This window comes from Lysinibacillus sp. CNPSo 3705 (assembly GCF_028674935.1).
Taxonomy (GTDB): domain Bacteria; phylum Bacillota; class Bacilli; order Bacillales_A; family Planococcaceae; genus Lysinibacillus.
In genome coordinates, this window is the sequence record NZ_JAQZSD010000083.1 from 1 (window position 1) to 15016 (window position 15016).

Annotated in this window: 4 protein-coding genes; all 4 read right to left on the bottom strand. The window is 29.5% G+C overall.

The features are described 5' to 3' along the window. Window positions 1-674, bottom strand: a 674-nt coding sequence (locus PVA17_RS22300) for a 4'-phosphopantetheinyl transferase family protein (RefSeq protein ID WP_274069009.1), incomplete at its 3' end; no start/stop codon positions are given. Window positions 675-742: 68 nt separating this feature from the next. Continuing rightward, a complete protein-coding gene (locus PVA17_RS22305; RefSeq protein ID WP_274069010.1) occupies window positions 743-8515 on the bottom strand; it encodes a non-ribosomal peptide synthetase in 7773 nt (2590 codons plus the stop codon). A gap of 7 nt (window positions 8516-8522) precedes the next feature. Next, window positions 8523-11795, bottom strand: a complete 3273-nt coding sequence (locus PVA17_RS22310; protein WP_274069011.1) for a non-ribosomal peptide synthetase — start codon at window positions 11793-11795, stop codon at window positions 8523-8525. Between the two features lie 12 nt (window positions 11796-11807). Then, complete coding sequence (locus tag PVA17_RS22315) at window positions 11808-14990, bottom strand: non-ribosomal peptide synthetase (protein WP_274069012.1); 3183 nt, start codon at window positions 14988-14990, stop codon at window positions 11808-11810. Window positions 14991-15016: the final 26 nt, after the last annotated feature.

A 15016-nucleotide genomic window follows, 5' to 3' on the forward strand; every position in this document is an offset into this window, starting at 1 on the left:
GAATCAAACACTGCTAGTGATAACATATAATTCTCTTCAAATATCATCGATTTTATGGAAATGTTGTGAAAATCATTGTTAAATCCAGGATAATTTACGACTTGAATTGATTCATAATTATTATCTCGTTCAATTGAAATGTTATTAAAGCCTACATTTAAACCTTGACCTGTTGCTTTTGTAAGGGATTCCTTAAGAGTCCAATAAAAATAGAAGTTTTTTAATTTTTCATTCGTACCCAGAACATTATGTTTTTTAAGTTCTTCATAAGATAAGATACTTTGAATTACTTCTTCGCAGGGAAAATCATTATTAATCCATTCAATATCCACCCCTATTTCGAAGTTTTTATAAATACCAATCACTACTATATTCTTTGAGTATGATAATGAAAAGTTAATTTCTCTAGAGTTAATTAATATTGGCTTACCATGATTCCTATCACATTCATTACATTTCCTTGAAATAATTAGTTTTTCTAATAAAATTCCTGTATAGAGAGATAATAATATTCTTAACATAGAGGCCGATTTTAAAAATCTATTTTTATCCTTAATATATTTATAATTCAAATATCTCGTTTTTTCTTCTTTACTTAGTATATTAACTAAATCTGGTGTTACTTCATTTGAATCGAAACGCCAAATATGACACTCACCTGACTTTATTTCCAATATTCCTTCCTCCTCTTAAAGGTAATTTAAGAAGAATCCTGATACTAATCAGGATTCTTCTTTGAAAATTAGTTTAAAAGTTTGGCAAAATTAATGATTGAAGGATTACTTAATACATCTTTAATAGTAAGATTAGTATTAAAACGTTTGTTAATTTTAAGGGTAAGCTGAATAGCCAATAAAGAATTTCCACCTACATCATAAAAATTCTCTTCGATCCCCGTGTTATCTATATCTAAGACCTCTTCCCAAATTTTTTGTAGTATCTCTTCATTCTCTGTTGAAGGAGGTGTAGAGGATGGATGCATATGTGACTTAATATCCTTTAAAGAAGGTAAAGATAATTTATCTATTTTTCCATTAGGAGTTACAGGTATCATCTCTAATTCCTCAATAAACGCCGGAATCATATACCAAGGTAAATACTCACCTAAAAATTGTTTTATATCTTTATGATCATTTTTACTCAGTTGTTTCTCGGCTTTTACATAACCTACAATTACTTTATTGTCTTTTGATTCCTTATGAACTAGTACTACTGCCTTATTAATTAGAGGATGTCTTTTAAGTGCTAACTCTATTTCACCTATCTCAATTCTAAAACCTCTAACTTTAATTTGGCTATCTGTTCTTCCTAATAATTCTACATTCCCATCTTCTAAAAATCTTGCCATGTCCCCAGTTTTATACATATATGATACGTTATTTTTGTCAAATGGATTTATAAAGAAATTTCTTTTATTCATTTCTTCGTTATTAACATACCCTTTTGATACCCCTGCTCCTCCTATATACAATTCACCTGGAACATTGATTGGTAACAACTCTTGTTTTTCATCTAGAATTAATAATTGTTGGTTCATAAAAGGTCTTCCTATTGGAACAAGTTTCTCTTCATCACTAAATAGCTCATTTCTTTCATAATATGAACTATCAATTGTTGCTTCAGTCAAACCGAAAGAATTTATTAATCTTGTATTTGTACCCATAAACTTTAGAAAATAATTATATTCACTTGTATACCAACTATCTGATCCGCAAATTACTAATTTCATAAAATCTAATGATTTATTTTCATTATCTAAATAACTAATTAATGTACGTAGAACAACTGGAACAAATTCAGCAATATCCACCTTTTCTTCAATCATTAAATGATAAAGTCTATAAGAATCTAATAATTGAACCATTTCACATAAAACTAATTTTTTACCTGAACAAAGAGCTCTCACCCAATCTCCGGTAAATACATCAAATGATAAATTAGCCATTTGTAAATGTGCGTTTGTTTCAGATAATTTATAAGCAACTTCCCAAGAATTAAACATATTTACCAAATTCCCATGCGTAACTTTAACACCTTTTGGTTTACCAGTAGAGCCAGAAGTATAGTTTACATAACATACATCACTAGCTTCTATATATGGGAAAGGCATAACTTTATTAGATGTATTTTCTTTAGTTAATTCATCTACAGTAAGTATTTTACACTGATAGATTTTCAGTTTATCAATAACTTCATCATTAGCTATTACTAATTCAATATGTGAATCATTGATCATATGGGAAATTCTTTGTTTCGGATAATTTGGATCTATAGGGACATAAGCGGCCCCAGCCTTTAATATTCCTAGGAGACCTATGATTAAATCGATAGATTTGTTCATCGATAGACCAATAAGGTCATTTTTTTTAACACCTTTACTTATTAAAGAATAAGCTAGTATGTTTGCCTTCTCGTCTAAATCTTGGTAATTAATACTTTGGTCTCCTGCCCTTACAGCAATGCTATTCGCATTTTGTTTAGCTGCTTCTTCAAATACTGAAATAATATTACATTCATTTTCCGGCAATTTTATTTCATGATTGAATTCATTAATGATCTTATATTTTTCCTCTTCACTAAGTATTTTTATGTCACCAAGAGATGAATTAGCATCATTAGATAACTCTAAGGCAGCATTTTTCAAATGCTCTAAAACTCTACGAACGGAAGATTCTGTATATACACTCTCCACGTAACTGACTTCGAATTCTATTTGTTTACCAGGCTTAACAGTTACGCTCATAGGATAATTGGTATGTTCAAGAGAATATTTATTTTTCATCAATAAGTCATTTTTCTGTTCTATATCTTCATTAATTGAAGGATAGTTTTCAAAAACAAATATTTGATTAAATAAAGGTGAACTCTTTTCCATGTTACTCCATTCTTTTATATCAGTAAGGGAAGAATGTTCATATTCTCTTAATTCCCACTGTTTACTTTGAATAGATTTTAGCCAGAATCCTATTTCAGCTTCGTTCTCAACCTTTATTCTTAAAGGAAGGGTGTTAATAAATAGGCCAACTATATTTTCACTATTAATAATTTCTGTTGATCTACCAGATCCAGTCACTCCAAAAATAATATCATCGTTCTTGCTGTATTTACTTAAGACAAATGCCCAAGAACCTAAACATAAAGTATTTAAAGATACTTTTCTCAACTTAGCTGAATTGTATAGCTTTTGAGTATCCTCTTGGGAAAGTACCAATGATATTGAGTTATTAGTAGAAACATTTCCTTCCTTATTTGTTTTTTCTATATTCAATAAAGTCGGTTCCTTAATTCCTTCTAATTCTTTAGACCAAAAATCTTTACTTTTACTTTGATTTTCTTTTTCTTGTCTCCATAACAAGTAATTACTATAAGACGGGTTTTTCGACTTATCATAATCATGTTCCATTGTAAGATTCTTATAAATATCCATCAATTCATTTATTATTAAAGTATAAGTCCATCCGTCCATTATAGCGTGGTGATATCCCCAAATCATTTTAGTTAGATATTCATTATATTTAACTAACTTAATTTTCATTAGCGGTGCACGTAGAAAATCGATACTCTCTTCTCTATCAATTGTTATTAAATTATTGTAAAACTCATCATTTTCTTGTATTGAATACTTTGTTCGATCAAAATGTTCAATATGAAAAGGAATGTTTTTATTAACTAACAACAAGGGCTTTTTAATATTTTCAAAAATAAAATGACTTCTTAAAATATCATTTTTATTTATAACAACGTTCCAAGCTTCACCAAATAATGACACATCCAGTTTCCCATGTAATTCACTACAAGATTGAACATAATACATAGATTTTTTCTCATCATAAAGAGTATGATATAACATACCTTCTTGCATAGGACTTGGATTCCAAATATCTTCAATCTTTCCTGTATAATTTTTTTCTATAAATTCTAGCTCTGCTTGATTTAAAGTAGCTAACGGGAAGTCAGATGGTGTACTTTCTGGAACCAACTTATTTTCACAGTGACTAATTAGTTTTTCAAGTATATTTATATAATGTGAAGCAATCTTTTCAATAGTTTCGTGACTATGCTTGTTTTCACTGTAAGTCCAATTCATTATTAACTGATTATCTTGAACACTACAATTTATTTCAATTAAATGTTCACGGAAACCTAAATTGGTTCTATCCGAATTAACATGATATTTAGAAGGAGTAATAGGGTTTTCATTCGTTCCATTTGAAAATCTCCCCATATAATTAAAACTAACTTCTGCTTTCTGTTGATTATTTAATGCATTTTGAATTTTTTCATCTTCCAACAAATACCGAGCTAAGCCATAACTCCAACCTTTTTGTGGGATCCTTCTGAGTTGTTCTTTTACGCTTTTAACAGCAGCTCCCAAATCGTCGTTATTAAAGTATTCTGTTGATATTTCTAATGGGAAAATACTTGTAAACCAACCTATAGTCCTTGATATGTCAGTATTTGCTGATTGATTTTCCCTTCCATGCCCTTCTAGATTTATTAATACATTATTGTTTTTAGTCCAATTTCTCAAAACAATAGACAGAACTGTTATTAAAATATCATTAATTTGTGTGTTATACGTTTTATGAACTTCATTCAATAATAATTTTGTGGAGTCAGCACTCATTGTTTTTGAAATCATGTTCGCTGATTCTCTAGTATTACTTTTATTATAGTCAGTTGGTATATATCCGGATTTTCCGGTTAATCCCTCAAGCCAATAATTTGCTTCTTTTCTTAACTGTACTGACTGAGCATATTCTTTTAAGTCCTCTGCCCATTTTTTAAAAGTAGACGTTTTTAATAGGGTTGGTGTCATTCCTGCTTTTGAATTGTTATATTCGCTGATTAAATCTTCTTCGAATACTCTCCAAGATATCCCATCCATTATTAAATGATGTGCAGTTACAAAAAGTAAGTCTTGTTCTCTAGCGTTTCTTTTAAAATACAGACATTTAATCAGAGGGCCATTGTATATGTTAATGTCTTCTTGTAATTCGAATGTCTTTTTAGCAAAAATAGTTTCCTGTTGATCTTTATTTAAATTACCAATATCTAGAGTGTGCAATGTAAAAGTTTCTTTGGTTTCTTTATAATATTGTTTATGTCCTACATCCGTTTCTTTAAATCTAATTCTAAAAGCATCGTGATTATTTATTACTCTCTGTAATGCAATTTCTAAATGTTTTTCATCTACATTTACTTCATATAGTTGGGACATATTAAAATGATTTTTATTAGGTAAATCTTGATTGAAAAACCATTTTTGAATAGGTGTTAAATTTATTTCTCCCTCTGCTAAATCGCTCTGAACTATTTTTTCCCCAATATAATGTTGAGATATGTTTGCTAACTTTCTAATAGTCCTATTTTCTAAGAGGTGTTTAGGAGAAAGCTTATATCCACCTTTATTTATTTTCGAAATAATTTGAATAGCAAGAATAGAGTCTCCTCCAAGTTCAAAGAAATCATTATCTAAACCTACAGCCTCTTTCTTTATCCCTAAATATTCACTCCAAATTTCAGCAAACCATAATTGTTTATCGGTATAATTATTAAGATTAAAATTTTCCATCTTGGATTCTATAGACGGCTCAGGTAATGCTTCTATATCAATTTTCCCATTAATTTTTAAAGGGAATTTATTAATATTAATAATATAAGAAGGAATCATGTAATTAGGAACGGATTCAACTAAATATTCTCTAATAGTTTGCGCTGAAAGATCACTAACAACGTAAGCAATTAGTTGCTTGCCTAAGTTAACAGTCTGTTTAATAGTAACGACAACTTCTTTAATATTTTTATGTCTTGATAATACATGTTCTATTTCTCCTAGCTCTACTCTAAAGCCACGGATTTTTACCTGATTATCTATTCTACCTAAAAACTCTATATTGCCATCTTCTAATCTTTGAACTCTGTCTCCCGTCTTATATAGTATTGGATCTTCAGCATTTCCATATGGATTTTGGATGAATTTTTCTTGGTTTAGTTCTTCTCTTTTTAAATAGCCATACGAAACCCCATCTCCACCCAAATAAAGTTCTCCTGGCACCCTATCTGGTAACAAATTTAAATCCTTATCCAACACATATAAAGTGGTATTAGAAATTGCTTTCCCAATTGGAAGCGGGGAATTCCAATCTTCATTTTTACTAACTTCATAAAATGTTGAGAATGTTGTATTCTCTGTCGGTCCATAAACATTCATCAAAATTGTATCCGGAGCTATGGCTTTAAATTTTTTTGTAACCGCTAAAGATATGGCATCTCCACCTGTTAAAAGCTTTTTTAAGCCTTTCATATTATTGATATGAGCATCGTTAAGTTGTTGAAATAGACCTGCAGTTAGAAAAATCGTTGAAATTTTTTGATTTTTAATAAATAAAGACAAATCATCTAAAGTTGGTAACTCTGGTGGGAAAATGACTAACTTACATCCATTCAATAAACTGCTAAATATTTCAAATGTAGATGCGTCAAATGATAATGTTGAAAATAAAAGAAAAACTTCCTCTTGGGAAAAATCATGATAATTAGTATTTTTCACAAGTCTGAGAATTGATTTATGCGTTATTTCTACTCCTTTAGGGATACCCGTTGAGCCAGATGTATACATGACATAGGCTATATCTTCACCATCTACACTTATGTTAGGACGCTGAGAAGTTTGAGAGGCTATTTCTCTAGCATTAAAATCCATATCAATTATCAATATTTCATCTGAGTTATAAGTTATGCTATTTGAATCTGATAGGACTAAATTTACATCAGAATCTTCTAACATAGATTTAATTCGTTGTTCTGGATAATCAGGATCAATAGGTACATAACAACATCCCACTTTTAAGATAGCCAATATAGCTTCTATAGAATTACAAGATCTTTTTAAGAGCATTCCGATTTTTTGGCCGCGATTTGCTCCATTTGCTATTAAATAATTAGCTAATTTATTGCTTCGTTCTTCCAACTCTATATAAGTTAAAGTTCTTTCTTGAGAATGCAGGGCTGTCCTAGTACCATACATGCTTACTATGTCTGAAAATACGTCTTGAACCGATTTCCTTCTTGGGAATTCGGTTAAATTATGCTGTTTATCTTGAATGGCATTAATATCATTTTGGTTTAAAATTGAGAATGATTTTAGTAATTGTGTTGAATCTTTTAAAATCTCCTGAATAAGTCTAACGTAGTTATCAATAAAAGTTTTAATTTTACTTTCTTTAAATAAGTCAGAGTTATACTCTATCTTTCCTATCAAGTAGCCTTTTTTCTCACTCATATTTAATGTAATATCATATTTAGCAGTATCTGTATGAATGTCTAAAATATCATATTTTAAGTCTCTTAACTCGCCGATATTAATAGGGTCATTCTGTAATACTAGCATTGATTGGAAAATTGGTGGATAGGCATCATTTCTATCAGGTTTTACAATTTCTACAACTTTCTCAAAAGGTATTTCTTGATTTTCTAATGCCTCTAGACTTGTATCTTTAACTAATTTTAAAATATCTTCAAAGCACATATTTCCATGAATTTTTGATCTTAGAGCAATTGTGTTACCGAAATAGCCTATTATCTCCTCGAACTCAGTTTTTTCTCGATTAGCTACTGGAATTCCTATTATGATATCTTCTTGATTTGTATATTTATAAAGAATGCTTTTATAAGCACCAAGTAAAAACATAAACAGAGTAATATTATAGTTATAACAATAGTTTTTAATTTTTTGAAAAGTATCCTTTTCTATTACAAATTCAATTTGTTTACCATTATAAGTCTGTTTTAACTGTCTTGGATAATCTGTTGGTAATTGTAAAATTGGTAGATCTCCACTTAACTTTTCTCTCCAAAATTCAATTTTTCCTTTATAACTACTCTCTTGCAAAGCCTTACGCTGCCATCTTGAAAAATCAGTATATTTACAATTCAACTGATCCAATGAAGCATCAATATTAATTATTTTCTTATTATAAATTTCTATAAAATCTCTTAATAAAATACCTGTCGACCATCCATCCGATATTGCATGATGCATTATAAAAACCAAAACAAAATGATTGTTATTGAATTTAAATAGTTTTGTTTTAAATAAAGGACCTTCATGAAGATTAAACGGTACATTTACCTCTTTTTTAATAACATTTAGATAATCATCAGAATCTATACTTAGATTGCTGTAATCATATTCTTCTATTCCACTTATTTTTTTAACACTAGGTGTAATCACTTGATGTGGTTTACCATTAATATTAGGTAACGTTGTTCTTAATGAATCATGACGTTTTACTATTTCTGTTATAGAAGACTGTAAAACTTCTTTGTCTAATTTCCCTTCTATTTGAAGTGCTGTATTTATATTATATTGAGAGCTATTATCCAGCTCGTTCAATAACCATAAACGTGTCTGACCCAGAGAAGCTAGTTGGATATTATCTCTTTGTCCAGCCATAATATTTTTTAGGAGTCGTTTTTTCTCTATTTCTGATAAACTTTTTAATTTTGTCATAATAGGTTCAATCCTCTCTTAGTAGCATTTGTTCTAGCAAAAGTTCCATTTCTTCAATAGATAATTCTTCTATATCAAAATTCATATCCATTTCATAGTATTCATTGATATCTATATCAGAATTCAATTGATTTTCTGGCTGCTTTAATAAACTTTCAATGATTAAAATCATTTCACTAATGCGAGAATTATTAAAAATATCCTTCATTGTCGGCTTAACATTAAACTCATTTGAAATTCTACTAATTAGTTGAGTAATTAATAAAGAATGACCACCAAGTTCAAAGAAATCATCATTCAAACCAATATCATTTACTGATAGAATAGATTCCAATATATTACACAATTTATTTTCATTAAAAGTTACAGGAGGAATATAGTTTTGAGTATTAGAATCGATTTCTTTAGGCTCTGGTAACAAACTCTTATCAATTTTTCCATTTTTATTTAATGGTAATTTATCTAATTCAATAAATATTGACGGTATTAAAGAGGTTGACAAGTATTTTCTACAATAATCTTTTATTTCTGAAATTGATACATTTGAATTTTTCACAAAATACGCTACTAAATAATTTCTGGATTTTTTCTCTTTTTTAATTACGATTGCTTCATCTATTACAGGATGGCCTATGATTATATTTGTTATTTCTGCAAGTTCAACTCTAATTCCATTAATCTTTATTTGATCATCGATTCTTCCTAAAATTTCAATAGATCCGTCTTGGCTATATCTCCCTATATCTCCTGTATAATAAATATAATCGTCTTCATGACTAGAAAGAGGATTTAATTTAAAAGCTTCTTTATCAATGTATCCTTTAGTAAGAAAAGGTGTTCTAATTACGATTTCTCCAATTTCCCCAATACCACACATTAATTGTTTATTTTTCAATATTAATAATTGTGTGTTTTTTATAGGAAACCCGATAGGTTGAACAGCGTGTTTTGTCACAATAGGAACTTTATAAAAGCTTTTAGCTAAGGTAGTTTCTGAAGGACCATAAAAATTTATGATTTCCCCTGAATAGGAAAGGTTATTTCTTAGTGTATAAATTATCTGGTTAGTTAATGGTTCACCTGCAAAAAATATTAATCTTAAATCTTGTAAATCATAGATTTCATTCTTAGGTATCCAAGAATTAGCAAGCGAGGGGACCGAATGAATGATAGTAATTTTATTTTCTATAAGCCAGTTTATTAAGTATTCCCCACTCATATTATTAATATCATCAGGGATACATAATTCTCCGCCACATACTAAAGGTAATAAACTGTCTCTTAAAAAAACATCAAAAGAAACATTCGTTAACTGTGCGGCTCTATCCCCTCTTTTCACATTAAATTCTGTAACTTGCCAGTTTAAAAAGTGTGCTAAACTTTTGTGCTTTCCGATTATTCCCTTTGGTTTACCTGTGGTACCTGAGGTGAAATAGATATAGGCTGCATCCTCTGGATTTATATCTAAGTATTCTAGCTTTCCCTTATTTAGATTTTTGTTAGGTGAATTTCTTTGGATAATTTCATTTGCAGTAAATTCGTGATGGAAAGTTTCCCCGCTAATTTTACAACTGTCATTTGTATAAAAAATATTTTTAATACCAATCTGAGAGAAAATTTCTTCTCTTTTTTTGATTGGCAGTTTTTTATCAATAGGAACAAATACCATACCTGAACACATAATTGCTAGCATAGTACATATATATTCCATTGATCTTTCTCCAAAAACCGCAATAGCTGTACCTTTTTTTATTTTAGAGGCGGCAATTTCCGTTTGTATAAATGAAACGTTTTCGTATAATGTCCTATAGGTCCATTGTTTATCTCCTTGACTAATAGCTATAAAATCACTATTTTGTTTAAAAGTTTCATATAATAATTGGGGTAATAGTTTTTGACAAGGTTCCTGTAGTTTCACTGTAGGATCAGGTAATACATTGTTATCTTCTTCACTTACTAAGTGATATTCATATATTTTCATAGTTGGATTTTTTAAAAAATCTTTTATTAAATTTTCAAGTTGCTGTAACAAAATTCCGATCATGCTGGCTGAATACTTATTAGATTGATAAGAAATTCTTAATCTCATGTCATTTAAACCATCTTCAATGTAAAAAGAAATAGGAAACTTTGCATTAGTCTCATCAAATTGAATTAATTCAAACTCTTGATTGCTTTCTATATCAGTCATCTCATAATTAATAAAAATATCAAACGGATTTTCTTTCGATAACTCTTTGTTTTTTGAATATTCCATAATTTTTTCAAATGGAATGCTCGAATTATCATATACTTCTATTAAATTATTTTTGACTATCTCCAATATCTCTTCAAAAGTCATTCCCTCATCAATTGGAACGTGTAAAACAGTTGTATTTAATAATAAGCCTATTAGTTCCTCTGTCTCTATTTTATCCCGATTAGCTATGGGCATCCCAACAACCATATTTTCATTTCTAGTATATCGTTGAATAAGAACAATGAATGAAGTAAGCATAAACATATATCGCGTAATACCGATACCTCTGCAAAATAAGTCAATATCATCCAAAATTTCATTTGAAATCTTTCTCTTTACTACTCCATCATTCGATTTTTTTTCTAAGGTAGTGGGAAGCTTTATTTCTGTCCCTATAATATTGGTTTTACTTTTCCAAAATTCCATTTGCCGCTGAGCACCAGCGGAAGTTATCCATTCATTTTGCCATTCTGAGTAATCCCCATATTGTATTTTTAGCTCGCAAAATGGTGGTAGCTGACCATTTAATAACGCTTCATATCTTTTTAAAAGTTCCTTATAAAATATTTTCAAAGAATGTCCATCAAAAATAATATGATGAAAAACTAAAATCATCATATTTTGTCCATCGCTAAGATTAACTATTTTTGCTCTAAAGCATGGACCATTTTCTAAATCAAATTCTATATTTGAGAAGTCAAATACTTTGGATTCCATATTTTTATTGTTAATATCTAAGTATTCTACTGTCTCGATAGTATAATAAGAGTAAGGATGAACTACTTGAATTAACTCTTCATTATCAATTTCAAATGTAGTCCTAAAGATATCATGGCGTAAAATAATGTCATTAAATGCTTTTTCTAAATAATCTTTTCTAAAACCATTTGGTAATTTAATTACAAATGGAATATGATAAGCCTCTTTTTTCTCGAATGTTTGATAAAGAAACCACATTCTCTGTTGGGAAAATGATGCTTTTGCAATATAATCTTCCTCATTAGGCATATAAGGTAGGTTAGATGACACTATATTATCCATTCTATATTCCTCCTATCTCTTAACTCTTTTTTTACGTATAGGTTTAATACTTGTATTTTCAAAGTCAGATTGTCCAAATTCAGAATTTTCAATATATATACATAATTTAGAAACGGTTGGATATTTAAATATATCGCTTACCTTTAAGTTAATATTTAATTGTTCTCTTAATGCAGCAATAACTTTTATAGCTAATAAAGAGTGACCGCCTATATCAAAATAATCATCATGCACACCGATATATTCAATATCAAGCACAGTTCTCCATATTTTCAGTACATTTTCTTCCAATACCGTTGTAGCAGCAGCCACTTCAGATTCTTCATGATTCCAGTTAGGTTCTGGTAATTTTTTTATATCTACTTTTAGATTTACTGTTAGTGGTAAAAATTCTAATCGAATAATTTTACTTGGTACCATATACTCTGGAAGATGTTTTCTTAAAATACTTTTTAGATTTTTAGTTTTATCAGTACTCTTATCAACAACGTATGCTATCAAACGTTCACTATTTAAATTGTCTTTTGAGGAAATAACTTTTGCTTCGCTCATTCCTGCAAATTCAATAAGCACTTTCTCTATCTCTATAGGTTCAATTCTATGCCCCCTAACTTTTATTTGGTCATCATTTCTCCCAACGTACACCATATTTCCATCGTCTAAATAATAACCAATATCACCTGTTTTATATATTTTTTGGTTATCATTAGAAAATGGGTTATCTAGAAATTTCTCTTTAGTGAGTTGGGGCTTATTTAGATACCCTTTGGCAACACCTTTACCTGCAATGTATATCTCCCCTAATACCCCTACAGGAACAGGACGCATATAATTATTTAGTATATAAACTTGTGTATTATTAATAGGTTTTCCAATTGGTATTATGCTATCTTGTCGATTATTGTAGCCCTTTTTCACTTCATACGTAGTGCATCCAACAGTCGCCTCAGTTGGTCCATACTCATTAATAAACGTAGTCTTTGAAGATGCTTGCAACCATGGCTTAATCATCTCGTAAGTTAAAGCTTCTCCACCTAAAATCCATTTATCACAATAATGGGATACTTCGTTAATATCTAGGTCGTACTCGAGCATTTTTAGATGTGAAGGTGTTAATTTAGTGAAACTTACTTTCCTAATATTAATTTGTTTGCTTAAATTATTAATTTCCTTAGATGGACTAATGAATACCGTTTTCCCTTGAGCTAAAGGAACTAGAAGACTTGTAAGAGTTAAATCAAACCCTATGGAACTATGGAGAATAGCACCTTCTCCTTCGTTATAATAATCAATCACTGCATGTTGTATATAGTTACCAAAATTTTCGTGACTAATCATCACACCTTTTGGTTGTCCTGTAGATCCTGAAGTATAAATTGTATAAGCCATATTTTGCAGCGTTATTTTTTCATTGTCATTATGCTCATTCATTATTTCTGTTGATAATAATTCATTAATAGAATAGATATGGACATTTATATCTGATAAATCTTCATATAAACCGTTATCACCTATTATTACTGTCTGTATTTGGGCATCTTCTAAAATGTAACGAATTCTTCCCTTTCCTAGAACAGTATCAATTGGAACAAAGGATGCTCCTAATTTCCATATGGCCAATATACCACTTAGTAAATTTATTTCCCTGTCCATATAAATACCTATCACATCTCCAGAGTTTATCCCTTTTTCCTTTAGCGAGGCCGCAATAGTATTTGTTTTATCAAATAGCTGTTGATAGGTATACTTTGAATTCCCATCAACCACTGCGTATGCATTAGGTTTTTTATAAACGTTCTCCTTAAAAAGCTCATACATGTGTTGGATATCTTTTTTACTATCTTTTCCTCTACTCAAATCATTTATAATATAAAGTAATTCGTCATGAGACATATAACTACATTCTTCTAAATTTTTATCAAGATTACTGATTATACTAAGTATTAGCGTTTGATAATGTTGTAATAATCGTTGAGCATTCTGATCTGATAAATAGTAACTATCGTACTTAATTTTTAAATACCAATTATTATTTTTGTCAGGAGTAACAATCATTGATATTGGGTAATGAGAATTTTCTCTTGTCTCATCATTCAGAACTACTAGTTCCTCCCAATCTCCTTTAGACAGTTTGGGGTATTTTTCAAAAACTAATATGCTATTAAACAAATTCTCTTTTTGGTTTATTTCACTAAGTTGTTTTAAGGATATGGGGGATATATGCTGATGCTGTTGAATACTATGTGATAAACTTTGAATATTCTTTAAATATTTCAGTGTTCTCTGTTCCTTAAAATCCACCCTAATTGGTAATGTATTTATAAACATACCTATTCTATGTTCAAATCCATCAAGGTCAGCTGGTCTTCCAGAAAAAGTAGAACCAAAAACCACTTCTTCAGCACTAGTATAATTATGAAGTAATAACCCCCATGCTCCTTGAAGAATTGAGTTAACAGCAAGGTGATTTTTTTTACCAACGTTTTCAATACGTTCAACTAATTCTTTGCTTACCGTTAATACTTTTTCATTTTTTCCAACATTTTCTCTTGTTTCATGATTATAAAAGAATTGAATAGGAGTTGGCGTATCAAATCCTCTTAAATTTTCTTTCCAAAAAAGTTCATCTGCTAATAGGTCTTTTTGATTTAACCAATCAACATATTCATTAAAAGATTCTCCAATGATATTATTTAATTTTCTGTCTCTTTTAAATAGGTTATAGTTTTCCATTATTTCTTCAAATAGCAATTCTAAACTCCAACCATCTAAAATAATATGATGATGAGTAAAAACAAATTTATATTTATTGTCATCCATATGAATAAGTGACCATCTTAAGGGTGGTTCTTTACTCAAGTCTGAAATTTCAGATATGTCATTATTGAGAATTTCTTCTATTGAATTATTATTCATCTCTTCTGTTAAAAAGTGCTCTTTCCAAGCTATCTTAATTTTTTTATGAGTAATTCTTAAAGGTTCTGAAAGTCTATCCCATTGAAAAGTACTCCTTAAAATATCATGTTTTTCTTGAACCGCGATAATACTTTCTTTTAATGCATGTATATTTAACTTCCCCTCAAAATCAAGTATTTTTTGCACGATATAATACTTTTTTTCGGGTTCATAAATAGTATGAAATAGCATGCCTTCTTGAACTGAAGACAATTTTGATATTGATTCTATATTTTCCATGAAAACACTCCTTTATTTATATAAAC

What these genes read in the sequence shown, in the direction of transcription:
- PVA17_RS22305 (WP_274069010.1), bottom strand. Translation starts at nt 8,515, where the DNA reads ATGACAAAATTAAAAAGTTTATCAGAAATAGAGAAAAAACGACTCCTA.
- PVA17_RS22315 (WP_274069012.1), bottom strand. Translation starts at nt 14,990, where the DNA reads ATGGAAAATATAGAATCAATATCAAAATTGTCTTCAGTTCAAGAAGGC.
- PVA17_RS22310 (WP_274069011.1), bottom strand. Translation starts at nt 11,795, where the DNA reads ATGGATAATATAGTGTCATCTAACCTACCTTATATGCCTAATGAGGAA.